The sequence below is a fragment of the Streptomyces sp. NBC_01451 genome (assembly GCF_036227485.1).
Taxonomy (GTDB): domain Bacteria; phylum Actinomycetota; class Actinomycetes; order Streptomycetales; family Streptomycetaceae; genus Streptomyces.
This window is the reverse complement of record NZ_CP109479.1, coordinates 946,600-972,510: the sequence shown is the minus strand read 5'-3', so window position 1 is coordinate 972,510 and position 25,911 is coordinate 946,600. Positions and strand designations below refer to the sequence as shown.

23 protein-coding genes and 1 pseudogene are annotated in these 25,911 nt (G+C 71.4%); 12 read left to right on the top strand and 12 right to left on the bottom strand.

The window, feature by feature from the left end; all coding sequences use genetic code 11:
• Positions 1-9: 9 nt before the first annotated feature.
• The gene (locus tag OG595_RS04325; protein ID WP_329267950.1) at positions 10-1,452 is read right to left on the bottom strand and encodes an amidase; all 1,443 of its coding nucleotides are present in this window, start codon (positions 1,450-1,452) and stop codon (positions 10-12) included.
• 268 nt (positions 1,453-1,720) lie between these two features.
• On the opposite strand from OG595_RS04325, the gene OG595_RS04320 reads away from it, so the two are divergent.
• Complete coding sequence (locus OG595_RS04320) at positions 1,721-3,109, top strand: glycoside hydrolase family 43 protein (RefSeq protein ID WP_329267949.1); 1,389 nt, start codon at positions 1,721-1,723, stop codon at positions 3,107-3,109.
• A gap of 11 nt (positions 3,110-3,120) precedes the next feature.
• Here the strand turns inward: OG595_RS04320 and OG595_RS04315 are convergent, their stop codons facing one another.
• Positions 3,121-4,206, bottom strand: a complete 1,086-nt coding sequence (locus OG595_RS04315; protein ID WP_329267947.1) for a helix-turn-helix domain-containing protein — start codon at positions 4,204-4,206, stop codon at positions 3,121-3,123.
• A gap of 228 nt (positions 4,207-4,434) precedes the next feature.
• Positions 4,435-5,409 carry an alpha/beta hydrolase gene (locus OG595_RS04310; RefSeq protein ID WP_329267946.1) on the bottom strand — a complete coding sequence of 325 codons (975 nt, stop codon included), beginning with the start codon at positions 5,407-5,409 and terminating at the stop codon, positions 4,435-4,437.
• Between the two features lie 259 nt (positions 5,410-5,668).
• On the opposite strand from OG595_RS04310, the gene OG595_RS04305 reads away from it, so the two are divergent.
• Together OG595_RS04305 and OG595_RS04300 are read left to right on the top strand one after the other, a co-directional pair.
• Positions 5,669-6,649 carry a TerC family protein gene (locus tag OG595_RS04305; protein WP_329267945.1) on the top strand — a complete coding sequence of 327 codons (981 nt, stop codon included), beginning with the start codon at positions 5,669-5,671 and terminating at the stop codon, positions 6,647-6,649.
• Between the two features lie 69 nt (positions 6,650-6,718).
• On the top strand, positions 6,719-7,600 hold the full coding sequence (locus tag OG595_RS04300) for an LLM class F420-dependent oxidoreductase (RefSeq protein ID WP_329267944.1): 882 nt from the start codon (positions 6,719-6,721) through the stop codon (positions 7,598-7,600).
• A gap of 73 nt (positions 7,601-7,673) precedes the next feature.
• Here OG595_RS04300 and OG595_RS04295 read toward each other — a convergent pair whose 3' ends face one another.
• Entirely contained in the window at positions 7,674-8,231 is a 558-nt protein-coding gene (locus OG595_RS04295; RefSeq protein ID WP_329267942.1) for an NADPH-dependent FMN reductase, read from the bottom strand.
• Positions 8,232-8,349: 118 nt separating this feature from the next.
• On the opposite strand from OG595_RS04295, the gene OG595_RS04290 reads away from it, so the two are divergent.
• The 3 genes from OG595_RS04290 to OG595_RS04280 all read left to right on the top strand — a co-directional run bounded on the left by OG595_RS04290 (position 8,350) and on the right by OG595_RS04280 (position 12,032).
• Positions 8,350-9,030 carry a TetR/AcrR family transcriptional regulator gene (locus OG595_RS04290; protein WP_329267940.1) on the top strand — a complete coding sequence of 227 codons (681 nt, stop codon included), beginning with the start codon at positions 8,350-8,352 and terminating at the stop codon, positions 9,028-9,030.
• 298 nt (positions 9,031-9,328) lie between these two features.
• Complete coding sequence (locus tag OG595_RS04285; RefSeq protein ID WP_443072957.1) at positions 9,329-10,363, top strand: LacI family DNA-binding transcriptional regulator; 1,035 nt, start codon at positions 9,329-9,331, stop codon at positions 10,361-10,363.
• 223 nt (positions 10,364-10,586) lie between these two features.
• Entirely contained in the window at positions 10,587-12,032 is a 1,446-nt protein-coding gene (locus tag OG595_RS04280; protein WP_329267936.1) for an aldehyde dehydrogenase family protein, read from the top strand.
• Between the two features lie 86 nt (positions 12,033-12,118).
• Here OG595_RS04280 and trxA read toward each other — a convergent pair whose 3' ends face one another.
• A complete protein-coding gene (gene trxA / locus OG595_RS04275) occupies positions 12,119-12,496 on the bottom strand; it encodes a thioredoxin (RefSeq protein ID WP_006376459.1) in 378 nt (125 codons plus the stop codon).
• Positions 12,497-12,624: 128 nt separating this feature from the next.
• Here trxA and OG595_RS04270 point away from each other — a divergent pair, with 128 nt between their 5' ends.
• Entirely contained in the window at positions 12,625-14,061 is a 1,437-nt protein-coding gene (locus OG595_RS04270; protein ID WP_329267933.1) for a dihydrolipoyl dehydrogenase family protein, read from the top strand.
• A 60-nt stretch (positions 14,062-14,121) separates the two neighbouring features.
• Here OG595_RS04270 and OG595_RS04265 read toward each other — a convergent pair whose 3' ends face one another.
• The gene (locus OG595_RS04265; protein WP_329267931.1) at positions 14,122-14,763 is read right to left on the bottom strand and encodes a peptide deformylase; all 642 of its coding nucleotides are present in this window, start codon (positions 14,761-14,763) and stop codon (positions 14,122-14,124) included.
• A 207-nt stretch (positions 14,764-14,970) separates the two neighbouring features.
• On the opposite strand from OG595_RS04265, the gene OG595_RS04260 reads away from it, so the two are divergent.
• Positions 14,971-16,395 (top strand): PepSY-associated TM helix domain-containing protein, encoded by a 1,425-nt coding sequence (locus OG595_RS04260; protein ID WP_329267929.1) that lies wholly within the window; start codon positions 14,971-14,973, stop codon positions 16,393-16,395.
• A gap of 84 nt (positions 16,396-16,479) precedes the next feature.
• Here OG595_RS04260 and OG595_RS04255 read toward each other — a convergent pair whose 3' ends face one another.
• Genes OG595_RS04255 through OG595_RS04245 form a run of 3 tightly spaced genes read right to left on the bottom strand, consistent with a single transcriptional unit; the run spans position 16,480 to position 17,833 of the window.
• Positions 16,480-16,830, bottom strand: a complete 351-nt coding sequence (locus tag OG595_RS04255; protein WP_329267927.1) for a tetratricopeptide repeat protein — start codon at positions 16,828-16,830, stop codon at positions 16,480-16,482.
• 41 nt (positions 16,831-16,871) lie between these two features.
• Complete coding sequence (locus tag OG595_RS04250) at positions 16,872-17,360, bottom strand: MarR family transcriptional regulator (RefSeq protein ID WP_329267925.1); 489 nt, start codon at positions 17,358-17,360, stop codon at positions 16,872-16,874.
• Complete coding sequence (locus OG595_RS04245) at positions 17,357-17,833, bottom strand: MarR family winged helix-turn-helix transcriptional regulator (RefSeq protein ID WP_329267922.1); 477 nt, start codon at positions 17,831-17,833, stop codon at positions 17,357-17,359. The genes OG595_RS04250 and OG595_RS04245 overlap by 4 nt, the downstream gene beginning before the upstream one ends.
• Positions 17,834-18,478: 645 nt before the next feature.
• Between OG595_RS04245 and OG595_RS45295 the strand changes: the two are divergent.
• From OG595_RS45295 to OG595_RS04225, 4 genes and pseudogenes are all read left to right on the top strand, one after another.
• Positions 18,479-18,667: pseudogene (locus tag OG595_RS45295) on the top strand (flavodoxin family protein); the annotation flags it as partial.
• Between the two features lie 259 nt (positions 18,668-18,926).
• A complete protein-coding gene (locus OG595_RS04235) occupies positions 18,927-19,508 on the top strand; it encodes a DM13 domain-containing protein (protein WP_329267918.1) in 582 nt (193 codons plus the stop codon).
• Positions 19,509-19,693: 185 nt separating this feature from the next.
• The gene (locus OG595_RS04230) at positions 19,694-20,125 is read left to right on the top strand and encodes an NfeD family protein (RefSeq protein WP_329267915.1); all 432 of its coding nucleotides are present in this window, start codon (positions 19,694-19,696) and stop codon (positions 20,123-20,125) included.
• A gap of 4 nt (positions 20,126-20,129) precedes the next feature.
• A complete protein-coding gene (locus tag OG595_RS04225) occupies positions 20,130-21,167 on the top strand; it encodes an SPFH domain-containing protein (protein ID WP_329267912.1) in 1,038 nt (345 codons plus the stop codon).
• Positions 21,168-21,599: 432 nt separating this feature from the next.
• Here OG595_RS04225 and OG595_RS04220 read toward each other — a convergent pair whose 3' ends face one another.
• From OG595_RS04220 to OG595_RS04210, 3 genes are read right to left on the bottom strand one after another with little or no spacing between them, the layout of a single operon-like run.
• A complete protein-coding gene (locus tag OG595_RS04220; protein ID WP_329267910.1) occupies positions 21,600-22,256 on the bottom strand; it encodes a potassium channel family protein in 657 nt (218 codons plus the stop codon).
• The gene (locus OG595_RS04215; protein WP_329267908.1) at positions 22,253-22,912 is read right to left on the bottom strand and encodes a potassium channel family protein; all 660 of its coding nucleotides are present in this window, start codon (positions 22,910-22,912) and stop codon (positions 22,253-22,255) included. The genes OG595_RS04220 and OG595_RS04215 overlap by 4 nt, the downstream gene beginning before the upstream one ends.
• The gene (locus OG595_RS04210; protein WP_329267906.1) at positions 22,909-25,728 is read right to left on the bottom strand and encodes a cation-translocating P-type ATPase; all 2,820 of its coding nucleotides are present in this window, start codon (positions 25,726-25,728) and stop codon (positions 22,909-22,911) included. Before OG595_RS04210 ends, OG595_RS04215 begins: the two co-directional genes overlap by 4 nt.
• Positions 25,729-25,911 lie beyond the last annotated feature (183 nt).

Here is a 25,911-nt window from a genome sequence, read left to right as displayed (position 1 = left end):
GGTCACAGACTACGGGCCCAAGGGCCCCTGTGCCGCCGCCGAGTCGGCGACCGGTTCGAACGGCGGCCACCGCTCGTGCCAGCGCAGGTCGGCCTCCAACTGCGCGGCCAGGGAGACGAGCAGCGGCTCACTGTTCGCCGGGCCGAGCAACTGGGCACCCACCGGCAGCCCTTCACCCACGAACCCGGCCGGCACGTTCACCCCGGGCCAGCCCAGCACGTTCCACGGCCAGGCGTACGGGCAAGCCGCGATCATCGCGCGGTCGGTGGCCGGTCCGCCCAGCTCCAGCAGCGCGCCGACGCGCGGCGGGGGAGCGGCCGTGGTCGGCGCGAGGACCACGTCGTACGAGGTGAAGAGGGCGCCGATCCGCCGGTGCAGGGCGGACTCCGCACGCCGGGCCAGTCGCAGCGGAGGCCCGCCGAGCAGCCGGCCCAGGCGGGCCGAGTCCCGGGTGCGCCGGTCGAGCAGCGCGGGATACGGAGCCTCGCGGACCCGCTCGGCGATACCGGCGGTGGCGCGCGGGACGAAGCTGAGCCCGATCTGCCCGTACGCCGGGTCGGCCTCCTCGACGGTGTGCCCCAACGAGGCGAGTTTCCCGGCGAGTTGGACGACCCGTGCCCGTACGTCGGGCTGGAGCCGTGCGGGCAGCGCGGTGAACGGCGGTCTGAGCGAGAGCGCGATGCGCAGCCGCCCGGGGTCGCGGCGGGCGGCCTCGGAGGCGCTGATCGTCGGCGGCCGGTGCGGGTCCCGTACGTGGTTGCCGCTCGCCGCGTCCAGGAGGAGGGCCGCGTCCGCGACCGTACGGGCCAGGGTGCCGTTGACCGTGATGCCCTGGAAGGACTCGGGGCGCGGCCAGGTCGAGATACGACCGCGCTGCGGTTTGATGCCGATCAGGTGAGTCCAGGACGCCGGGATGCGCACCGAGCCGGCGCCGTCCGAGCCGAGGGCGGCGGGGACCAGACCCGCGGCGACGGCGGCGGCCGAACCGCCGGACGAGCCGCCCGGGGTGTGGCCGGGGTGCCAGGGGTTGCGGGTCGCGCCGAAGGCGGGCCCCTCGGTGAACGGCCACTGGCCGAACTCGCAGGTGTTGGTCTTGCCGACGACGATCGCGCCGGCCGCCCGCAGCCGCCGTACCGCCTCGCCGTCCTCGGCCACCGGCGGGTGCTCGCCCCGGCAGCCGAACGCGGTCGGCTCGCCCGCCACGTCCATGTCGTCCTTCACGGCCACCGGCACACCGAGCAACGGCCGGCGCCCGCCCGCCGCCAGTTCCCGGTCGGCCGCGTCGGCCTCGGCGAGCGCGGCCACGGCCCGCACGATCCGGAAGGCGTTGAGGGTGCCCTGTGTGGCCGCGATCCGGGCGAGGGTCTGCTCGACGAGCGTCCGTGAGGTCACCTCGCCGTCGGCCAGCGCACGGGCGCACTCCACGAGCCCGGCGGCACGCTCGGCAGTCATACGGACACCCCTCCGTCGCACACGTCGCGCCGCGCCGGCGCGTTCCCCATAGCGATTTCACAGCTTCACTACCGCACGGTAACCGCTGCCGGGGCGGTGTGGTGCGAGATGTCGAATGTGCTGCGTCCTGATGGAAGTTCACAGGTCCGGAGCATGTCCGAACTATTGACGTGCGCACGCCTCGGATTTACGGTCTGACCGATTTACCGAACCGCGTTCGCAATGCCGAACACGGAGAGCCGTCGGTTGGATCACCAAGGAGCCGCACGTGACCAGTCCCCGCCCCACGCCCTCCCGTCGCAGCCTGCTGCGCGCGCTGGCCGCCCTGCCCGCCTCGGCGCTCGTCCTGGGCGAACTGCCCGGACTGCTCGGCACCGCCGCGGCAGCGGCACCGCCCAGCGGCTCCGCGACGCGCTACACCATCGTGCCGTTCCTCAACAGCAACGACGGCACGGTGAACGTCTACCAGTCCGACGACGCCACCGACTTCCGGCTCGTGCAGTCCTCGGCCTACACCCCGCCGAGCAACCGCATCCGTGACGCGAGCGTCCTCAAGCACACCAACGGCTACTACTACGTCACCTACACCACGCACACCTGGCAGGACACCAGCACCACCATCGGCTTCGCCCGCAGCTCGGACCGCGTCAACTGGACCTTCCTGTACGACTACACGGTCCCGATCGCCAACCTGTCGCGCGCATGGGCACCCGAGTGGTTCGTCGACAGCGACGGCAGCGTGAACATCATCGTGTCCTGCTCCGTCACCAGCGACGAGTGGATCTTCACCCCGTATCTGCTGAAGGCGACCAACTCCGCTCTCACGGCGTGGAGTTCACCGGTCGCGCTGTCCGGCATCGGGTCGAACCACATCGACACGTGCATCGTGAAGATCGGTTCGACCTATCACGCCTTCCCGAAGAACGAGACGACGAAGTACATCGAGTACGCCACCGCCACCAGCCTCGCCGGCCCCTACACCATCTCGAAGACGGGCGACTGGGCAGGCTGGGGCAGCTACCGCGAAGGCCCGTCCGTGATCCAGCTCGACAACGGCGGCTGGCGGATCTTCTTCGACGGCTACGGCGACGGGAAGTACTACTACAGCGACAGCTACGACACCTTCGCCACCTGGACCACGGCGAAGGCCCTGCCCTCGATCTCCGGAACCGCCCGTCACTTCACGGTGGTCAAGGAGACGGTCAGCGGCGGCCCGACCCTGTCGAAGAACGTCACCCGCTCCTTCCAGTCGGTCAACTACCCGACGCGGTACTGGCAGGTGCAGTCCTCACTGCTCAACCTCCCCGTGGTCAGCAGCTCCAGCACCACCGCGCTCAAGCAGGCGTCCACCTTCACGGTCGTCGCCGGACTGGCCGACGCCAACGGCTACTCGTTCCGCGACAGCTCCGGCAACTACCTCCGCCACTGGGACTTCCGGGCCCGCTTCGACGCCAACGACGGTACGTCGACCTTCGCGAAGGACGCCACCTTCATCGCCCGGACGGGCACGGCGTCGGGCTCGATCCGCTTCGAGTCGTACAACTACCCGGGCTACTTCCTGCGCCACTACAACTACCAGCTGCGCGTGGACGTGACCGACGGCACGGACACCTTCCGGCAGGACAGCTCCTTCGTCCCGGTGACGGCCTGGGCGTAGTCACTGTCCCCCTACGCGCGCCCCAGATGCCGCATGGTCAGGGCCAGTTGCAGCCTGAGCCGGCCCTGCGGGGTACGGACGGGCCACCCGAGCAGCGCCTCGGCGTGGCCCAACCGGTCCTGGAGCGTGGAGTGATGGACGCCGACCTCGACGGCGGCACCCCGCAGGCTCGCCGTCGAGGCGACGGCGTGCAACGTCGTCAGCATCCAGGGCGCGTCCGCGACCGCCGCCTCCAGCGCCTGCACATCGGGCGGCGGATCCGCCCCCGGTACGACGAGCTCGGCGAGCAGCCCGATACCGCCGAGCTCATCGGCGTACACGACCCGTGGTCCGGGGGAGTGCGAGGTGCCGTCGGCGGTGAAACGGAGCGCGGTGCGGGCGGCGGCCCAGGACCCCGGCAGTCCGAGCACGGGCACGGCGGGGCCGACACCGACCCGACCGGACGGAAGAGCGGGGCCGGCGGATCCGGTGTCGGCGCCGGCCGGCTTGCCGCGGGCCGCGCCCTCCGGGGCCGGGAGCCGGCCTTCGACGGGGGCCGGCCCGCGCAGGGCCGAGGCGGCGAGGACGCGGGGCGGGCCGTCGAACGGGGCGACCGCGTGAGCCCGGGCGGCCGGGGCCAGACCCAGCCGGCGCGCGGCGTGCAGCCGTACCTGCTCGGGGACGGTGGCGTCCAGAAGGGTCTCGACGAGTGCCGGGTCGTCGGCTGCCGCCGACGGCGCGCGACCTCGGGTGCGGTCGAGGACCAGGCGGATGGCAGCCGCCGCCCGCTCCAGGATGACCGCGTCGACGACACTGGGCGCACCGGCCCGCTCCAGCCACAGTGCCGGGGCACCGTCCGGCGACAGCGCGGCGGACGGCCAGGCCGGGTCCGGCGGCTGCTCCGTGTCCCGGCGGCGCCCGTCGGTCTCGACGCGCAGATGCACCCGCCGCCCGGCGTCGGCGAGCCGGGCCGGACACCCGGCCAGCACGGCGACACCACGCACCAGCGCCTCAAGACCGGCCCGGTGCTCGGCCAGCCGATCGAAGTAGGCGATGACCCGGACGGCGGCGCCGGCATCCGGATCCAGCGCGGTCAGTCGCCCCGCGAGCTCTTTCATGGCCCCATGGTGCCAGTTGCTCCGCAGGTTGTGCGGTTCCTTGGCCGCGGGCCGGGTGGGGGCTGGTCGCTCGGTTCCTCGCGCCCCTCCGGGGCTGCGCCCCCGGTCCCGGCCGGTTCCTTGGGGGCTGGGGGCTCGCGTTCCTCTGCGGGTCCGGTGGGGGCTGGCCGCGCGGTTCCTCGCACCCCTTTGGGGGCTGCGCCCCAGCGGGGCGCAGCCCTGTGCGGCCTACTCCGCGAGGAGCCTGCGCAGCCACTTCAGTTGGGCCGTCTGGCAGGCCTGGGAGAGGGATGCCTGGGGGGCGAAGCCGTCGAAGCCGTGGAAGCCGCCCGGCCATACGTGCAGCTCGGCGGTTCCGCCGGCCTGCCACAGGCGGGTGGCGTAGGCGACGACCTCGTCGCGGAACGTCTCGGCGGAGCCGACGTCGAGGAAGGCGGGGGGAAGGCCGGACAGGTCCGTCGCGCGGGCCGGGGCGGCGTACGGGGAGACGTCCGGGCCGCCGCGCCGTTCGCCGAGCAGCGCCGTCCATCCCGTGTCGTTCGCCGTGCGGTCCCATACACCGAGGCCCGCCATCTGGTGCGTGGACGGGGTGTCGTTGCGGTCGTCGAGCATCGGGCACATCAGCAGCTGGCCGATGGGCCGCGGACCCTTGCGGTCCCTGAGGAGCAGTGCCAGCGCTGCCGTCAGGCCGCCGCCCGCGCTGGCCCCCGCGATGACGATCCGCCCGGGGTCGGCGCCGATCTCCCCGGCGTGCTCGGCGGTCCACAGCAGCCCGGCGTACACGTCGTCGATGGGTGCCGGGTACGGGTGCTCCGGCGCCAGCCGGTACTCCACGGACACCACGACCGCGCCCAGCTCCCCGGCCCACCGCAGCGCGGCGTCCACGCCGACGCGGTTGTTGCCGAGGACCATGCCGCCGCCGTGGACGTGGTAGATCACCGGCAGCGGACCGTCCGTCGCCGGAGCGGCCGGGCGGCAGATCAGCAGCGAGATGTCCGGCGCGTGCTCGGGGCCCGGCACGATCCGGTCCTCGACCTCGAAGACCCCGCCCAGCGTCAGGTCCATGTCCGCCAGCATCGCTATGCCGGGTCCGTTGCGAGTGGCCTCGATCTCGTCCATGGTCAGTTTGGGCGGCAACGTGTCCTTGATCATCTCCAGGACGGCGGCGAGTTCCGGGTCGAACGGGGGCGGCGTAAGCGTCATTGCCTCTGCTCCTCTAGCTGCGTGCGGCGGCTCGTACGGCGATGATCCGGGCGTCCGCCCCCTTCCGGCACACCGCCGTACGGCGGGACTTGCCCGCCATCCGGCGGGTAGCCCGGTCGGCCCCGTCGCGGCCGGAACGGCAACCGCGTCACTGACCTGGGGATTTTGCCAGGTGATGAATCGTTGTTCACCGCATTGGGGTGGAAATGATCACGGGTGATGACAACGCTGCCATTGCCCCCCTTCCTCTGGAGTACCTGTGAACGTCTCATTCGCCGTCTGGACGCTGACAGTCGTCGGCCTGTGCGTCCTCGTAGCCGCCGACTTCTTCATCGGCCGCAAACCCCACGACGTGTCCCTGAAGGAGGCCGGCACCTGGACCGTGGTGTGGGTCGTCCTCGCCTGTCTGTTCGGACTCGGGCTGGCGGTCTACGGCGGGTCCAAGCCCACCGGTGAGTTCTTCGCCGGGTACATCACCGAGAAGTCGCTGAGCGTCGACAACCTCTTCGTCTTCGTGCTGATCATGGGCAAGTTCGCGGTGCCCTCGCAATACCAGCAGCGGGTGCTGATGGTCGGCGTCCTGGTCGCCCTCGTGCTGCGTGCCGGGTTCATCGCGGCGGGCGCGGCGATCATCTCCACGTTCTCGTGGGTGTTCTACATCTTCGGCGCCTTCCTCATCTGGACCGCCTGGAAACTGGTCCAGGACGCGAAGAAGGGCTCGCACGGGGAGGGGGCCGAGGAGTATGAGGAGAACAAGCTGCTCAAGATGGCCGAGAAACGGTTCGGCGTCGCGGACAGGTACCACGGCACCAAGCTGTTCGTCGTGGAGAACGGCAAGCGCATCATGACGCCGATGATGGTCGTCATGCTCGCGATCGGCTCCACGGACGTGCTGTTCGCGCTCGACTCCATCCCCGCCATCTACGGGCTCACCCAGGACCCGTACATCGTCTTCACCGCCAACGCCTTCGCCCTGATGGGCCTGCGCCAGCTGTACTTCCTCATCGGCGGCCTGCTGAAGAAGCTGGTGCACCTCAGCTACGGCCTGTCGATCATCCTCGGGTTCATCGGCGTGAAACTGGTGCTGCACGCGCTGCACGAGTCCGGCGTCCACGTCCCGGAGATCTCCATCCCCTTCTCGCTCGGCTTCATCGTCCTCGTCCTGGCCGTCACGACCGTGACGAGCCTGCGGGCGTCGAAGAAGCAGGAGGCGGCCGAGGCGGCCCAGCCCCGGGCTTGACTTCGCGTGCGCTCCAAGAACTAGCGTCGTTCCTGGAACACCGCTGGATGCAGGCGAACGGAGACGGACATGCGGCTCGGCGTGCACATCAACCGGTTCAACCACCCCGGAGGCGGGCCCGCGCTCGGCCCCGAGCTGGCGGCGGCCGGTGCCGCGGCCGAGGCGGCCGGTGTCCACCGGCTCACGGTCATGGACCACTACTTCCAGATGGAGTTCAACGGCGGCGCCGAGGACCCCATGCTGGAGGCCTACACGACCCTCGGCTTCCTCGCCGCCCACACCTCCACGGTCCGCCTCGGCGCGCTGGTGACCGGCGTGACGTACCGCCACCCCGGACTGCTCGCCAAGATCGCCACCACGCTCGACGTCCTCTCCGGCGGGCGGGCCACCCTCGGCATCGGGGCTGCCTGGTACGACCGGGAGCACGAGGGACTCGGGGTGCCGTACCCGGCGACGGCCGAGCGGTTCGAGCGGCTGGAGGAGACCCTGCGGATCTGCCTCCAGATGTGGGACCCGGACACCAACGGCCCCTTCGAGGGCACGCACTACCGGCTCGCCGAGACCCTCTGCGTCCCGGCGCCCGTCAGTTCACCGCGCCCGGAGATCATGATCGGTGGCGGGGGAGAGCGGAAGACCCTGCGCCTGGTCGCCCAGTACGCGGACGCATGCAACCTGTTCGCCAGTACCCCGGAGGAGGTCGGGCACAAGCTCGACGTCCTGCGCGGCCACTGCGACAGCGTGGGACGCCCGTACGACGACATCACCAGGACGCTTCTCTACATGGGCGACGCGCCCGAGAAGAACGACGTCGACGCCTTCGTCCGGGACATCGAGGGCTACGCCGGGTTCGGCATCGAGACGGTCATGCTGGGACCGCGTACGGGTGAACCGGCGGCGTGGATCGAGCAGTTCGTGGCCCCGGCGGTGCGGCGCGCGGCCGAGCTGGGCTGAGGCAGGGGGGTGCGGCGGAGGGCCGGAGCCTGTGTGGCTCCGGCCCTCCGCCGTGCGTACGTACGTCGGTCGATCAGGCGGCGGCGGACGTGGCCTCGCCGTGGACCAGGCCGATGACCTCGGTCAGCTGGGCGACGACCTCGGCGTCGTCGGAGGGGTGCGTCTCGGCGAAGCGGACCAGCGAGCCGGGGATGGCGAGCTTGACGTCGAGAACCTTGGCACCGGCGATGCCCGCGGCCTTGCGGGCCTCGTCCTGCGCCCAGACGCCGCCGAACTGGCCGTACGCGGTGCCGACCACGGCGAGCGGCTTGTCGGTGAGGGCGCCGGCGCCGTACGGGCGGGACAGCCAGTCGATGGCGTTCTTCAGGACGGCCGGAATCGTGCCGTTGTACTCGGGCGAGAAGAGCAGCAGCGCGTCGGCCGAGTTGGCGGCCTCGCGCAGTGCGACGACGGAGGGCGCCAGGCTGCCCTCCACGTCGATGTCCTCGTTGTAGAACGGAACGTCGGCGAGGCCTTCGAACAGCACGACCTCGGTGCCTTCGGGGGCGAGCTTCACGGCCGCCTCGGCGAGCTGGCGGTTGGTGGAACCGGCGCGAAGGCTGCCGACGAGGGCGAGGATGCGAACAGACATGGGTGACTCCACAGAGGGTTGAAACATTGCCGTGACGATCCGGACCGAGGTCCGTTTAGAGTTGTACCAGTGAAACGGACCGTGGTCCAGTTTTCTTCCGAGGCGTTACGCTGGCTTCATGTCCGACTCCCTGCCGCCCTTCCCGGCGCCCCAGCGGCGGCCCGGCGAGCACCTGCTCCTGGAACTGGGTGCCGGTATCGGCGCCGGCGTCGAGGCCGATGAGCCGTGCCTGCGTGCCGACGCCGCGCGCAACCGCGCCCGCCTGCTGGAGGCCGCCGCACGGCTGGTGGAACAGTTCGGCGCGGCCGGCCTGACGATGGAGGCGGTGGCCGCCGCGGCCCAGGTCGGCAAGGGGACCGTGTTCCGCCGCTTCGGGGACCGCACCGGCCTGCTGATGGCCCTGCTCGACCGTTCGGAGCGGAAACTCCAGGCCGCGTTCCTGACCGGTCCGCCTCCCCTCGGACCCGGGGCGCCGCCGGTGGAGCGGCTGCGCGCGTTCGGAGTCGCGGTGCTGCGCCGGGCCGTCGACGAACTGGAACTGCAACTGGCCGCCGAGGGCGAACCGGGCCGCCGCTTCGCTTCCGCACCGCGCCTGGTGCTGTCCGCCCACGTCACCATGCTGCTGCGCCAGGTGATTCCGGGCGCAGACTGCGAACTCCTCGCGAAAACGCTGATGGGATATCTGGATCCGGCCCTCATCCACCACCTGACCAAGCAGTGCGGGATGGCACCTGAGCGGCTGGAGGCGGGCTGGATCGACCTCGTCGACCGGATCACGGGCGGTACGCCTTCGTGTTGAGAGCGAGTTTCGGCCAACTGCACCGGTCGCACTCCGGCGTGCGGGGGTGGTCAACCGGTCGTACCCGAAAGGGACTTGACTCCGGGTGTCCGGAAAGCGCGTTCAGTGTGCGGCAGTGCCGGGTGCGGCCGTGAAGTGGTTGGACAACGGGTCCGCGGCGGCCGGGAATGATCTTTAAAGGCGTTTCGCTAAAGCGCTTTCCTGAAGCGCTTTCGTCAACCGCCTTTGCTATCGGGTCGATTGCGAAGTTCCCCCGGTCAAAACTGTGCCCCGAGCTTCTGCAAAGATGCCGTACGTCATGGTGCAGATACCGAATTCGGCCGTCCCGGCGACGCCCCAGCCGCGCTCCGTGCCCACGAGCGCGGATGTGGCACGCCTGGCCGGCGTCTCGCGCGCAACCGTCTCCTACGTCCTCAACAACACGAGTGCCGTCCGGATCAGCGAACCAACCCGCCGTCGCGTCCACGAGGCCGCGAAGGAACTCGGGTACGTTCCGCACGCGGCGGCCCGCAGCCTGCGGGCCGGACACAGCCGCCTGGTCCTGATGCCCGCGCCGAGCGTGCCGATCGGCCCGCTCTACAGCCAGTTCATCAACGAACTCCAGTGGGCGCTCAGCCGCCTCGACTACACGGTCGTCCAGTACGCCTCCGTCGGCCTGCGCGGCGACGAGGCCGCCCGGGCCTGGGCCGAGCTGCGGCCCGCCGCCGTCCTCGTGCCCGTCGGCGGGATCGGACCGGAGGGCGTGGCCGTCCTCAAGCGCTCCGGCGCCCGGGCCGTCGTCACCCTCGGTTCGGAGCGCATCGAGGGCGCGCACAGCCTGCTCGTCGACCACATGGGCGTCGGCCGCGTCGCGGGCGCGCACCTGTACGCCCGTGGCCGCCGCCGGATCGGCGTCGTGGTGCCCGAGGAGCCGGGCCTGAAGGTCTTCTCCAAGCCCCGCCTCGACGGGGTGCGCAGCGCAGTGGAGGGCACGGACGCCTCGGTGACCGTGCTGCCGCTCGCGTACGAGGAGGAGTCCGCGGCCCGTCTCGCCACCCGCTGGCCCGAACTCGGCCTGGACGGCGTCTTCGCGTTCAACGACGAGTACGCGATGCTCCTGATGCGGGCCCTGCGGGACGCGGGCGTCACCGTGCCGGACGACACCGCGCTGGTCGGCGCCGACGACCTGCTCCTCGGCCGGCTGCTGCGGCCCAGGCTGAGCACGGTGCACATCGAACTCCCGGCCGGCCGGGATCTCGCGGAACTCGTCGACCGCGCCGTGCGCAACCCCGGTGCCGACGCCGAGACCCACCACGTCCACGGAGCGACGCTCGTCCACCGCGACTCCAGCTGAACCGCCGTCCGCGCGCGTCGACTTGGGCGGCGCGGTTCTCCTACGGCGTGACTAGGATGTTGCACGCTCAACCAGTGGGGATGCCGTCGACCACCGGACGCCGCGTGCTGCTCTGCCGCGCACCGGATCACCGCATCCCGCCCCGCGGCTGACGAACGGCCGCGAACCACACGGGACCCGCGTCGCTCCGCGCGTCCCGCCGGTGACGAAACGGAGAGCCGCAATGCCGTTGCTCGACCCCAAGACCTGGCAGTCCCATTCCGCCCGTCCCCTCTCGGGCCCCGAGTACACCGTCACCGAGCCCGCCACCGGCGAGGCGCTCGGCACGGTCGTGCTCGCCACCGGCGAGGACGTCGGACCGGCCGCGCAGGCCGCCCGTGCCGCGCAGGCGGCCTGGGCGCGCACCCCGCACTTCGTGCGTGCCGGAGTGCTCCGCAGGGCGGGAGACCTGTTCGCCGCGCACACCGACGAACTGCGCGACTGGATCGTCCGCGAGTCCGGCTCGATACCCGGCAAGGCCGAGTTCGAACTGCATGTCGCCGCCCAGGAGTGCTACGAGGCCGCCGCCCTCGCCTCCCGCCCGGCCGGCCAGGTGCTGCCCTCCGAGGCGCCCAGGCTGTCCTACACCCGGCGGGTGCCCGTCGGGGTGGTCGGCGTCATCTCGCCGTTCAACGCCCCGCTGATCCTCTCCATCCGCTCCGTCGCCCCGGCCCTCGCGCTGGGCAACGCGGTCGTCCTGAAGCCGGACCCGCGCACGGCGGTCTGCGGCGGGCTCTCCCTCGCGGCGGTCTTCGCCGAGGCGGGCCTGCCCGAGGACCTGCTGCACGTCCTGCCGGGCGGCCCGGACGCCGGCCAGGCGCTGGTCGCCGACCCGCTGGTGCCCGTCATCTCCTTCACCGGCTCCACGGCGGCGGGCCGGGCCGTCGGCGAGGCGGCCGGCCGTCACCTCAAGCGCGCCCACCTCGAACTCGGCGGCAACTCCGCCATGATCGTCCTGGAGGACGCCGACCTCGACGCGGTGATCTCCACCGCCGCCTGGGGCTCCTTCTTCCACCAGGGCCAGATCTGCATGACGACCGGCCGCCACCTCGTCCACCAGTCGCTGTACGGGGAGTACGTCGAGCGGCTCGCCGCCAAGGCCGACTCCCTCGCCGTCGGCGACCCGCACCGCGCGCAGGTCCACCTCGGCCCGATCATCGACGGCTCCCAGCTCGCCAAGATCCACGGCCTGGTGGAGGCCAGTACGGCGAGCGGCGCGAGGCTCGCCGCCGGTGGCACGCACGAGGAGCTGTTCTACCGGCCGACGGTTCTCGCCGAGGTCGACGACAGCACCCCCGCGTACGCGGAGGAGGTCTTCGGGCCCGTCGCGCCCGTACGCTCGTTCGCCACCGCCGACGAGGCCGCCGCCCTCGCCGCGGTCGGCCCCTACGGGCTCTCCCTCGGCATCGTCACCCGTGACACGGCACGCGGGCTCGACCTCGCCGAACGCATCCCGACCGGGATCGTCCACATCAACGACCAGACGGTCAACGACGAGGCCGTGGCGCCCTTCGGCGGGGTCGCCGCGTCCGGCACGGGTGCGCGGTTCGGTGGGGAGTCCAACCTGGAGGCCTTCACCGACGTCCGCTGGACGACCGTGCGCGGAGACGTGGCGCCGTACCCCTTCTAGAACGCTGCGGTGCGTTGTCGACTGCGCGTCCGTCGTGGCTGGTCGCGCAGTTCCCCGCGCCCCTGAGGGGGCGCGGCCCGGCCTGGCTACTCGCCCTGCTGGGCCTGCTGTTCGGCGACCGACTTGCGGACCTCGTCCATGTCCAGCTTCCGGGCCTGCCCGATGACGTCCGTCAGGGCGGCCTCGGGCAGGGCGCCCGGCTGTGCGAACACGGCGACCTGGTCCCGGACGATCATCAGCGTCGGGATCGACTGGATACCGAAGGCCTGCGCGAGCTCCGGCTGCGCCTCCGTGTCGATCTTGCCGAACACCAGGTCGGGGTTGTCCTCGGCGGCCTTCTCGTACACCGGGGCGAACTGACGGCACGGCCCGCACCAGGACGCCCAGAAGTCGATCAGCACGAACTCGTTCTCCGTGACCGTCTGGTCGAAGTTCTCCTTGGTCAGCTCCACGGTGCTGCTCATGACCTGATTCCCCTTCTTCCCGCTGTCGCGTCATTGCCGGTGGCGCTCGCACAACACGGCCCGGCCACCGCGTATTCCGCGCCCATACCCGTGTGGCCACGGGCCACGCCACCTACCAGACTGACCCCATGACGGAAACGGAAACCAACGTGTACGACGTCGTGGTGCTCGGTGCCGGACCCGTGGGGGAGAACGTCGCCGACCGCACCCGTGCGGCCGGCCTCTCCACCGCGGTCGTGGAGAGCGAGTTGGTCGGCGGCGAGTGCTCCTACTGGGCCTGTATGCCCAGCAAGGCACTCCTGCGCCCGGTCATCGCCCGCGCCGACGCCCGACGGGTGCCCGGCCTGCGCCACCTCGTCCAGGGCCCACTGGACGCCGAAGCGGTCCTCGCCCATCGCGACTACGAGACCTCGAACTGGCAGGACGACGGACAGATCGGCTGGCTGGAGAGCATCGGCGCCGACCTCTACCGGGGCGAGGGACGCCTGGCCGGCCCGCGCACGGTGACGGTGACGGGCGAGGACGGCTCGACGCGGACGCTGACCGCCCGGCACGCGGTCGCCGTGTGCACGGGCACCAGCGCCCGACTGCCCGACCTGCCGGGCCTCGCCGAGGTCGGGCCCTGGACGAGCCGGGAGGCGACCAGCGCCAAGTCGGTGCCCGGCAGCCTGATCGTGGTCGGCGGCGGTGTCGTCGCCGTCGAGATGGCCACCGCCTGGCAGGCGCTCGGCTCGCGGGTCACCCTGCTCGTCCGCGGCAAGGGACTGCTGCCCCGCATGGAGCCGTTCGCGGGCGAACTGGTCGCCGAGGCACTGTCGGAGGCGGGCACCGATGTCCGTACCGGCACCTCGGTCGAGTCGGTGACCAGGGAGAACGGCACCGTCGTGGCGGTCACGGACACCGGTGACCGGATCGAGGCGGACGAGATCCTCTTCGCCACCGGACGCGCCCCGCGCACCGACGACATCGGCCTCGACACGGTCGGCCTGGAGCCGGGCTCCTGGCTGTCGGTCGACGACAGCCTCCGGGTCACCGGCAGCGAGTGGCTGTACGCGGTCGGCGACGTCAACCACCGCGCCCTCCTCACCCACCAGGGCAAGTACCAGGCCCGGATCGCGGGCGGCGCGATCGCCGCCCGCGCGGCCGGCGCACCCCTACTGGAGCCCGCCCCCTGGGGCGCCCACGCGGCCACCGCCGACCACGGCGCCGTGCCGCAGGTCGTCTTCACCGACCCGGAGGCGGCGTCCGTCGGCCTCTCCCTCGCCGAGGCGGAACAGGCGGGCCGCCGGGTGCACGCCGTCGACGTGGAGTTCTCCTCGGTGGCGGGCGCCGGCCTGTACGCCGACGGTTACCGGGGCCGCGCCCGCATGGTCGTCGACCTGGACCGCGAGACCCTGCTCGGCGTGACCTTCGTCGGCCCCGGCGTGGGCGAGCTGATCCACTCGGCGACCATTGCCGTCGCCGGCGAGGTGCCGCTGGGACGGCTGTGGCACGCGGTGCCGTCGTATCCGACGATCAGTGAGGTCTGGCTGCGGCTGCTTGAGGCCTACCGGGACGGGAAGTAGGACCGGCGGCCGACGGGGGCGGGTGGTCGCAGGAGGCGGGTGGTCGGAGGAGGCGGGTGGTCAGAGGGGGAACCCGAGCTCCTCGGCCGCCCGTGCCGGGGACGGCTGCGCCCACCGCTCCGCCATGGCCGCGCCGGAGGACAGTGAGCGCAGCTCGGCACGGTCGAGGTAGAGCGTGCCGTCGAGATGGTCGGTCTCGTGCTGGACGATCCGGGCCGGCCACCCCGTGAACACCTCGTCCACCGCGTGCCCGTACTCGTCCTGGCACGTGAGCCGCACCGCCGCGGGCCGGGACACCACGGCCTGCCAGCCCGGGACGCTCAGACAGCCCTCGAAGAACGCGGCCCGGTCGGCGTCGACCGCCTCGTACGACGGATTCACCAGCACCCGGAACGGCAGCGGCACGCGCCCGCGCACCAGCCGCACCTCCTCCGGCACCGGTGCCGGGTCCTCGACGACCGCGATCCGCAGTCCCACCCCGACCTGAGGTGCCGCCAGACCGACGCCCGGGGCGGCGTGCATGGTCTCGCGCAGTGCCTCGACGAAGCGGGCCAGCAGTTCAGGGGCGAGCTGCCCGTCGAAGGGCACGGTGCCCCGGCGGAGCACCGGGTCGCCGGCGGAGAAGATCGGCAAGGGGCCGCCGACGGCGAGGAGTCGTTCGACCCGGTCGGCAAGGGCGCTCGGGTCATGGGGAGTTGCCATGGCGTCAGGATGCCATGCGCCTCCGACCTCCAGTGGCCGCCGATGTGACCCACATCACTTACGGGGCCGGGAACTCGACGGTCCGGCGGCCCGACTACTGAACCGTCCCCACAGTCGTACCGCCCACCGACGCCCACCCCTACCGCCGTGCGCCCCCACAGCCGTCTTCCCCGCTCATCCTCCCCAGCCCACCGGAGAAGCCCGCCGATGTCCACCGCTCCCACGACCACGACGGACGAAGTCCCGGACGCACCGGACTCGTCGAAACCCTCCGCCCCGGCGAAACCGTCCGCAGCCGCCACACTCCGGCCGCTCGTCCTGCGGCTGCACTTCTACGCCGGCCTGCTCGTCGCCCCGTTCCTGCTGGTCGCCGCCCTGAGCGGTGCCCTGTACGCGGCCTCCTTCCAGGCCGAGAAGATCATCTACGCCGACGAGTTCACCGTCTCCGTGGGGGACACCAAGCTGCCGATCTCCGAGCAGGTGGCCGCGGCCCGCAAGGCCCATCCCGAGGGCACCGTCGCGGCCGTGCGCCCGTCGCCCGAGGACGACGCCACGACGAGGGTCATGCTGTCCGGTGTCGCCGGTGTCGGCGCGGACCACACGCTCGCCGTGTTCGTCGACCCGTACACCGCGAAGGTGGAGGGCGCGCTCGAACAGTACGGTTCGACGGGAGCGCTGCCGCTGCGAACCTGGCTCAGCGAGTTCCACCGCAATCTGCACCTCGGTGAGAACGGCCGCCTCTACAGCGAACTCGCCGCGAGCTGGCTGTGGGTGATAGCGGGCGGTGGTCTGGTGCTGTGGTTCGCCCGCCGCCGTAGCCGGCGCAAGGTGCGCGGCACCAGCGGACGGCGCCGCACCCTCGGTCTGCACGGCACCGTCGGCGTCTGGGCCTCGGCCGGCTTCATCTTCCTCTCCGCCACCGGCCTGACCTGGTCGACGTACGCGGGTGCCAACATCGACGTCCTGCGCACCTCCCTCGGCCAGTCCACCCCGTCCGTCTCGGCGGCGGCGGGCGGCGAGCACACGGGCCATGGCGCGGCGGCCGGTGCCGGGAGCACCGGTGAGCACGGCGTCGGGCTCGACAAGGTGCTGGCCGCGGCCCGCGCCGAGGGCCTGAGCGACCCCGTCGAGATCGTCCCGCCCGCGGACGAGTCCTCCGCGTACGTCGTCAAGCAGGTCCAGCGCAGCTGGCCCACCAAGCAGGACGCGGTCGCCGTGGACCCGTCGACCGGCGAGGTCCTGGACGTCCTCCGGTTCGCGGACTACCCGGTGCTCGCGAAACTGACCCGCTGGGGCATCGACGCGCACACCGGCGTCCTGTTCGGGATCGTCAACCAGCTCGTGCTGATGGCCCTCGCGCTCTCCCTCGTCCTGCTGATCCTGTGGGGCTACCGCATGTGGTGGCAGCGCGGCCGGGCCTCCGCCTTCGGCCGCCCGATCCCGCGCGGTGCCTGGCAGCAGGTGCCCCCGCTGCTCCTCGTGACGCTGATGGCGGGCGTGGCCGTCGTGGGCTACTACGTTCCGCTGCTCGGCATTCCGCTGGCCGCGTTCATCGCCGTCGACGTGATCCTGGGCGAGATCGACCACCGGCGCGGCAACGGCACGCGCGGGGAGCGGGTCGGCGCGCAGTAGGAACGTGAGACGGCCCGGCTCCCCTCCCAGGAGGGTGAGCCGGGCCGTGCTGTGTCCCGCCGGTCCTGTCCGTCGTACGGAGACCTACTCGAAGTCGCCCGCGAGGGCCGAGGCCAGCTTGATGTGCGGTGCGGCCTCCTCGTGGCGGCCCTGGCGCTGGAGGGTGCGCCCGAGCATCAGCCGGGCGTACTGCTCCACCGGGTCGCGCTCGACGAGGACACGCAACTCGGCCTCGGCGCGCTGGAGTTGGGCCGAGTGGTAGTAGGCGCGGGCCAGCAGCAGCCGGGGCGCGGTCTGCTCCGGCACCTCCTTGACCAGCCCGTCCAGGACACGGGCCGCGCCCGCGTAGTCCTTGGCGTCGAAGAACAGTCCGGCCCGCTCCCAGCGCTCGGCGGCGGTTCCGTGGTCGTAGTACGTGTACGTCGTGGTCTCCACTCGTGCCTCCTTCGGAAGCGGTAACCGGCCCGAGCGGTTATTCATTCCGCCCCTGGTCCGGCCGTGGCGGCCAGCTCCGCGTTCGCCCGCTCGTGGATGAGCGACAGCACCCGGCCGGCCGTGACCAGATCGCTGTCCGGGATACCGGCGTAGATCCGCGCGGAGACCGGGGCGGTCTCGGCGGCTGTCGTGCGGTACAGCTTGCGTCCCGCGTCCGTGATGGCGAGGGCGGTCGCGGACCCGGCTGCCAGCAGCCGGCTCTCGACCAGCTCCCCGATCACCGTGCGCACTGCCCCCTCGTCGATCTTCAGCGCGTCGACGACCTCGCCGACCAGCCACTCGCGGTCGACGGGCCCGTCGGCGACGGCCATGAGCCTGAGCGTCACCGACTGCTGGAAGGTGGCGCCGTGCCGGGCCAGCACGTTTTCGAGCACCGCACGCGCGGCGTAGTGGGTGACGGCTATGAGGCGGGGATTCAGCACGGGCGCGACGGGAGTCGCGGGCGAGGGTGCTGAGGTGGGTGCGGTCATGACTGCTCCGTCTCGGGGTCGGCGTGGAGAGGGGTGTCGAGCAGTAGTGCCAGTTCGCGGGTGAAGTCCCGGGTGCGCTCGCTGTCCAGTCCGCCGAGGGGCTCCAGCAACTGCTGGAGCAGCCCCTGTACGACCGTGATCGCGCGCCGGGTGACCTCGCCGCCCTCCGCGGTGAGGGTGAGCCGCACCGCACGTGGGTCCTGCGGGTCCCGGGCACGTTCGAGCAGACCGGCGGTCTCCAGGGCGCGGGCGAGCTTCGACACGTAGAGCGGTTCGAGCCCGGTGTGGTCGGCGAGCTGCCGCTGACTGGGGCGCGTACCGGCCCGCCGCATGCCGTGCAGCGATGCGAGCAGGGCGTACTGCGCGTGGGTCAGCCCCAGAGGGGCGACCGCCCGGTCGACGGCCACGCGCCACTTCGTCGACAGACGCCAGACCAGGTAGCCGGGGGTCGCGTCCTCGGGTGTGGGGCTCATGACGGATACAGTACATGGACACTATATCCATGGCTACTAAATTCGGCCGGGCCGATGCGGAGTCGCCGACTTCGTGGTGGGGCCGGTGACCGGCTGCGGCGACGTCGGCGGGTCGGCCGGATCGTGGGTCGGTGTCGATCGGCACCGGCGCGCCCCCGGCCGACCGACGAGAAGGCGCCGACCACGCACTCGTGACCACTGCCCCGAAGGAGGGTGCCGTCGCGGGGCGAGTGGCGGGACGAGCACAACCCCCGGGAAGGATCAGCTGTCTTCCTGATGGGCAACAGGTGTCCCAGGAGTAGGGCGGCAACCACAGGGCAGGCGTTCCATTCCGAGACGCGGCCGACGGGCGACCTGTGTGGGTCCGTTCTGCGAGGAGGCATGTGGGATGGCTGCACTTCATGACGTGCCGGACGGTTTCCCGGCGCATTCCGGCCGGCGCGGCGCGGCTCCGGTCGAGGGCTTGTGGGCCCCTGGGGAACACGTACACGTCACACGGGACGTGGTCGAACCGCTGTTGCGTCGCGCCGACTTGTTGTCGCAGATCCTGAGGCTCGGGTACGCACATGACCTGCGGGGGCAGGAGGTGTAGCAGACCCCCGGGTGGCGGCGGCTGGTCGTCGTCGACGCCGAGCTCGCGTCGTGGTCCTCCCGGACATGACCGACCACGGCTTCGCCACGGACGCCTGGCCCGCACTGTGCGAGCGGATGACGGCCGCGGACATCCTGGTACCGGCCGGACCCATCCGGCTGGGCGACGACAACAGCTCCGTCACCAAACAGACCGTCGAGCGGCTCTACAACTGCTCCAGCCTCCTCGACTCCCAGGGCCAGTAGGTCTATTACGGGCGGGTCGGCGGGTGTCTGATCACCGGCGACGAGGACGGTGTGAGGAGTCCCCGCCCACGGCAACCAGCGCACGGAACGGGACGCCGACTGCCGGCCGGGGGCGGAAGGCCCCGAGTACCGCTGAGCCCGGCCGTCCCGCATGCCGACCGGCGCGTAAGGATTCCGTCATCACCTGAGGGGTACGGAACGGCTGCCCGTCTCCGTTGAATGGAGGACAAGCGAACTCCGAGGAGAAGGGGCGGGGATGGGGCGCGTGCGGAAGGCACTGACCGGGCCGTCGGTCATCGCGGTGCTGGTGGCGGCGGTCGCCGGGGTCGGCTTCGGGCTGTACTGGTTCCAGCCGTGGAAGCTGTGGCAGGACGAGACCGTCGAGGAAGCCCTGCCGGTGGTGGTGGAGACTTCCGTGCCTCCTACTGCTGCGGCGGCCTCGGCCGAACCCGCCGAGCAGCCCTCGGCCGCCGGCCCGTGGACGCTGGCGAGTGGTGAGCTGATCAGCCACGAGCACGCGACATCGGGCACGGTGAAGCTCGTACGGCTGGCCGACGGCTCCCATGTGGTCCGGCTGGAGAACCTCGACACCAGCAATGGACCGGCCCTGCGCGTCTGGCTGACCGACGCACCGGTGAAGGAGGGACGGGCCGGGTGGCATGTCTTCGACGACGGGAAGTACGTCAGCCTCGGCGGGCTCAAAGGCAACAAGGGAAGCCAGAACTACGCCCTGCCCAGGGGCGTGGATCCGTCGGGCTACAGCAGTGTGAGCATCTGGTGCGACCGTTTCGACGTGTCGTTCGGCGCCGCGCGGCTGGCTCGCGTCCGACAGCCGTGATGATTGGTGACCCTGCGCGTCCGGTGCGACGAATGGCACCTCCCGCATAGGTATGCGTATTGCACAGGCGCACCACCGATGGGTCGGCAGGATTCCTTTTCCCAGGGGTATCGCGGCTGTCCGTACCGGGGTCCAATGGTATGCGTCAGGCCCTTCGCGCCCGCACCGGTCAGAAGAGGCACGCAATGGATCCATGGCTGATCTGGTTGATCGTCGCAGCCGTGCTGGCTGTGGCGGAGATCTTCACCCTTACCGCCGCGCTCGGACTGCTGAGCGCCGCCGCCCTGGTCACGGCGGGATCCGCCGCGGCCGGGCTGCCGCTGCCTCTGCAGTTCCTGGTTTTCACCATCGTTTCGACAGTCGCCGTACTGTTCGTGCGCCCCGTCGCGCTGCGCCATGTGCTCCGGCCCCAAGTGGAGCGATTCGGGGTGGACGCGCTGGTCGGCAAGGCTGCCTACGTCGTCTCGGAGGTGACGGGCCTAGGCGGCAGGGTCCGTATCGACGGTGAGGAGTGGACGGCCCGCGCCTACGACGAGACGCTGGTGATTCCACCTGGAAAGACCGTCGACGTCATGGAGATCAGCGGCGCCACCGCGATCGTCTACCCCCGGGACTGAAGCCATGGAAACCTCAGCGTTCCTCATCGCCGGCCTGATCGTCGCGCTGATCGCGGTTTTCGCCGTGGTGCGGGCGGTCCGTATCGTGCCCCAGGCACGCGCCCGCAATGTCGAGCGGCTCGGCCGCTACCACCGGACGCTGGATCCCGGCCTCAGTCTCGTCATCCCTTTCATCGACCGCGTTCACCCGGTGATCGATCTGCGGGAACAGGTCGTTTCCTTCAAACCGCAACCGGTCATCACCGAGGACAATCTGGTCGTCGAGATCGACACCGTTCTGTATTTCCAGGTGACCGACCCGCGAGCGGCTTTCTACGAGATCGCGAATTTCCTTCAGGCCGTCGAACAGCTCACCGTGACCACCTTGCGCAACGTCGTGGGATCCATGGACCTGGAAAAGACCCTCACCTCACGGGACACCATCAACAGCCAGCTCCGTGGAGTGCTGGACGAGGCCACCGGAAAGTGGGGGCTGCGGGTCAACCGGGTGGAGATCAAGGCCATCGACCCTCCGCAGTCCATCAAGGACGCGATGCAGAAGCAGATGCGGGCCGAGCGGGACAAGAGAGCCGCGATCCTCGGGGCCGAGGGGCAGCGCCAGTCGCAGATCCTCACCGCCGAAGGCGACAAACAGGCCGCCGTCCTGCGCGCGGAGGGCAACAGGACCGCTGCGATCCTCCAGGCCGAGGGCCAGTCCCGGGCCATCGACGAGGTGTTCCAGGCCATACATCGCAACGACCCCGACCCCAAGCTGCTCGCCTACCAGTACCTCCAGACTCTGCCCCAGCTCGCGCAGGGCCAGGGCAACAACTTCTGGGTGATCCCCAGCGAGATCACCTCCGCGCTCCAGGGCATGTCCCGCGCCTTCACCGAGGTGCTGCCCCAGTCGCCGGCCACCCGTGAGAAACCCTCGGACGACATGGTCGCCCAGGCCGCCAACGACAAGGCCCAGGCCGCCGAAGCCGCCGCCGAGGCCCTCGCCGAAGCAGCGAAGGCCGAGCGCGTCACCCCCGATGCCGGCGCGCCCCACCCGCCTCGCTGACGGCGTGCGTCGGCGTCTCCGACCGCGCTCCTCGCACAGCGCAAGCCTCCGGGCCGTACCGGGCGGCCACTGCTTCCGACCCTGAGGCACCTTCGGCGCAGCGGGCCCGGGCCTGTCTGACGCGGTCCGAGGCGGTCCGGGCGGGGGTGGGGTTCCGGTGCCGTCCAGTGGGTCCGGCGCTGCCCGTCCGCGCCCCGCCAGGACGACTCGGTCGGACCAGGTGGTGGGGCAACCCACGGTGGGGATCAGTGGTTCGGCCGGCGTGCGACGCGGAGTGGAGCGGCGGGAGTCCCCGAGGCGGTTCGAGATGTTCGGCGCGGGGATCAGGCGGGCTTCGGCGTGCCGGACGCTGCCCTGACCGTCGCGCATCCTGACGTGAGGAAGCACAGGCCCGGGAACCGATACGGCTTCCCGCTCGGGTTCCCCCGGCCGTCATTGGAATACCGCGCGGACCTCCTGCTCGGTGGCGGAGTGGGACACCAGCAGGAGTTCGTCGCCGGCCCGGAGAGTGAACGCCGGTGTGGGCTGGGTCGGTCGTCCGTCGCGGACGATGGTGGCGACGACGGTACCCGCAGGCAGTCGTACGTCGGCGAGGGCGTGGCCCGCGGTCCGGGACCGCGCGGTGATCGCGGTCTCGATGACATTGACGCCCGCCTTGCTCAGCCGGAGCAGGGCGACGGTGTCGGTGGCGCCGGTGGCCTCCTCGATGAGGGAGATCAGCGGGGTGGCGGAGGGGACCGCGACGTCGACGCCCCAGCGCCGGTCGAACAGCCAGGCGTTCTCGGCGTCGTTGACGCGGGCGGCGACGCGGTCGACGCCGAACTGTCGTTTGGCGAGCAGACTGATGACGAGGTTGTCCTCGTCGTCGCCGGTGGTGGCGATGACGAGGTCGGCGGTGAGGGCGCCCGCGTGTTCCAGGAGGGCGGGTTCGCAGGCGTCTCCGGCGACCAGACGGAGGGGGAGACGGCCTTCCAGTTCGGCGATGCGGTCGTCGTCGATGTCGATCAGCGTCACCTCGTTGTGGGCGGCGACGAGCACCTGGGCGATCTGGGTGCCCAGCCGTCCGGCCCCGGCGATGATCACGTTCATGTCCCCAGCTCCTTGTCCAGGAAGCCGCGCAGCCGCCCCAGCGCGGTGGTGGCGACGGCGAAGGTGACCAGATCGTCCGGGCGGGCGGTGGTGCTGTGGGCGGGGATGAGGGAGTGGCCGCCACGGGTGACCTCGACGACGCGGATCTCGCCGTCGACGTCGAACTCGGTAAGCCGCCGTCCGGCCAGATAGGCGGGCAGTTCGGAGCGGTAGAGCAGGGTCTCGCCGCTGCCGAAGCTGATCTCGGGGGAGAGGTGCCGGTGCAGCAGCATCTGGTGGATCCGGTGGACCGTCCAGCGGACGCTGGCGATGGTGGGGATGCCGAGTTCGCGGTAGATGTCGGCGCGCCGGGGGTCGTAGATGCGGGCGAGGACATTCGGCACCCGGTACGTCTCCCTCGCCGTCCGCGCGCTGACGATGTTGCTGTTGTCCCCGGAGGTGACGGCCACGAAGGCGTCGGCGTGGTCGACGCCGGCCGCCTCCAGTACGGTCCGGCTGTATCCGTTTCCCACGTGGAAGTGGATGCGGGAGGTGTCGGGCAGCAGCCGGGCCGCCTTCGGTCGCCGGTCGACGACGTGCACGTCGTGCCCCTCGGCGGCGAGCTGGACGGCGAGTGTGGAACCCACCCGTCCGCAGCCCACGATGATCACTCTCATCGGTTCACCCCTTTCCGGGTGGCACGGTGATGACGAAGCCACCCCTTGCGGGCCTCGTCCGCCAACAACGGCAGCACCCCGAGTCCGGCCAGGAGTGCCCAGTCCCCGCCGGCCAGGGGCGCGGTGTTGAAGACCGCCTGGAGCGGGGGGAGATAGCTGATCGCGGCCATGAGGGCGATACCGAGGGACCCGGCCACCAGCAGTGCGGGGTTGGACAGCAGCCCGGCCTTCAGGACGCTCTGCCGGTCGGTGCGTACGGCCAGGGAGACGAAGAACTGGCTGAGTACGATCCCGGCCTGGACCATGGTGACCGCCTCCCGGTAGACGGGGTTGTCCTCGGTGAAGTCACCGAAGGGGATGCCTGCGGAGTGGATGTGCCAGAAGAACACGGCGGACACGCCGAGAGCCTGGATGCCGCCCAGGAACAGGATCCGTCCCACCACCGCGGCCGAGAACAGCGGTTGCCGCCGGGAGCGGGGCGGCCGGTCCATCACATCGGATTCCGGCGGTTCCGCTCCCAGCGCCAGCGCGGGCATCACGTCGGAACCCAGGTCGATCGCCAGGATCTGCACCGCGCTGATGGGCACCAGCGGGAACCCGGCGAACGTGGCGGCCAGGATCGGGCCGAGCTCGCCGATGTTGCTGGAGAACACGTAGACGAGGAACTTGCGGATGTTCTGGTAGACCGAGCGGCCCAGCCGCACCGCCGTGGCTATGGAGGCGAAGGAGTCGTCCAGCAGCACCATCGAGGCCGCCTCCCGGGCGACGTCGGTGCCCGAGGCGCCCATCGCCACCCCGATGTCCGCGTGCTTGAGGGCCGGCGCGTCGTTCGCGCCGTCCCCGGTGACCGCCACGACCTCGCCGCGCCGCTGGAAGGCGGTCACCACACGCATCTTGTGCTCCGGGCTGACCCGGCACAGGAGCAGTTCCGAAGGTTCGGCCAGCAGCGCGTCCAGCGCGTCGTCGTCCAGGGTGTCGAGCCGGGTGCCGGTCACCACGACGGGGGTCGGCCCGAGCACGATCCCCACCCGGCGGGCGACCGCCTCTGCGGTCAGTGGGTGGTCGCCGGTGACCATGACGATGCGGATACCGGCCCGGCGGCAGGCCCCCACCGCGTCGGTGACCTCGGGACGCGGCGGGTCCAGCATGCCGACCAGGCCGAGCAGTGTGAGCCCGGACTCCGCCTCCTCCTGCGCGGGTCGCGGCCCGGACACCTCGCGCCACGCCGCAGCCAGCACCCGTAGCCCCTGGGCCGCGAGGTCGTCGCTCGCGGCGGCGACGGCCGCGCGCGTCTCCTCGGTCAGTGGGCGGCGCTCGCCCTTCCACACGATCGAGGTGCAGCGGGCCAGCAGCTCGGAGGGCGCTCCCTTGGCATAGGCGTGGTGATCGGCACCGCTGCGGTGCACCGTGGTCATCAGCTTGCGGTCCGAGTCGAACGGGAATTCCGTGACGCGTGGTGCCGCCGCCTCCGCCGCGTCCAGGTCGACACCGGCCTTGGCCGCCGCGACCAGCAGTGCTCCTTCAGTGGTGTCGCCGAGCACCCGCCAGTGCTCAAGGCCCGTCGGCGCGACGAGCCGGGCATTGCAGCACAGCCCCGCCACGCGCAGCAGCTCCCGCACCGCGGCCGGATCGTCGACCTCGCCGTCGGGCGCGTACCCCACACCCGACACGGAGTGCAGGAGACCATCGGCCCACACCCTGGCGACGGTCATCTCCGCCTGGGTGAGCGTTCCGGTCTTGTCGGTGCAGATGACGGTCGTCGAGCCGAGCGCCTCGACCGCGAGCAGCCGCTTGACCAGCGCGTGCCGCCGCGCCATGCGCCGTACGCCGATGGCCAACGACACCGAGAGCGTAGCGGGCAGCCCCTCGGGAACGAGCGCGACCATGACCCCGAGCGCGAACACGAACAGGGACACCAGCGGCTCCCCGGTGGGCAGCCGCACAGCGAACAGGAGTGCGCCGATCGCCAGGGCCGCCCCCGCCACGCGCCGTGCCATCGACGCCACCTGACGCTGCAGGGGGGTCTTCTGCCGCGGTGCCGCCGCGGCCAGCCGGTAGATCTTCCCGAACTCCGTTGCCACGCCGGTGGCGAAGACCACGGCCCTGCCCGATCCGGCGACGACGTCCGTGCCCATGAACAGGCAGTTGCGGGCCTCCAGCGGTGGCCCGGTCGACACCGCTTCGGCCGTGCGTCCGACCGCGTTGCTCTCCCCGGTCAGCGGAGCGTTGTTCACGGACAGCTCGTGCGCCTCGACGAGGCGACAGTCGGCCGACACCGCGTCCCCGGCCTCCACGACCACCACGTCCCCCGGCACCAGCTCGCGCACCGGCAGCTCCAGCCGCTCACCGTCGCGGAGCACCCGGCACGTGTGCGGAACCATCGCCTGCAGTGACTCGGCCGTACGCTCCGCCGAGTACTCCTGCGCGAAACCGATGACGGCGTTGAGCACCACCACGCCCAGAATGGCGAAGGCGAGCTGCAAGGTACCCAGGTCACGGGGCTGCTCCAGCTCGTACGCGAGGAAGGTGATCCCCGAGGCGACGATCAGCACCAGCGCGAACAGGTCCGTGAACTGGGCTCCCAGCTGCCGCCACACGCCCGTCCGCCCGGAACGGGGCAGTTCGTTGGCCCCGTACCGCTCCAGTCGGGTGCCTGCCTCCGCCGCCGACAGCCCCCGCGGCGAGGTGCCCAACGTGGTGAGGACGTCTCCGGCGGGCAGCCCCTGTACAGCCGGCTGCGTGTCCGGACCGGGCGCGGCGCCGTCCGGCCGGTCAACCCGGCCGCCGGGCTCCGCGACGTTCGCCCCGACGCTCATCATCCCCGCCCGCGGGCCGGGACCCGCCGGGCCGGAGGCCGGATCGACGGATTCCGTCCGGCTGCGGTGAACGTCTTGACCAAGGCTTCCATCGCGAGCTCCTGGGTCCTCGGGAACGTGCCGACTGCCGGCCCCTCGCGAGGCGACAAGAACCATCCTTGAACCCGCCCGCGGCGGCCACCA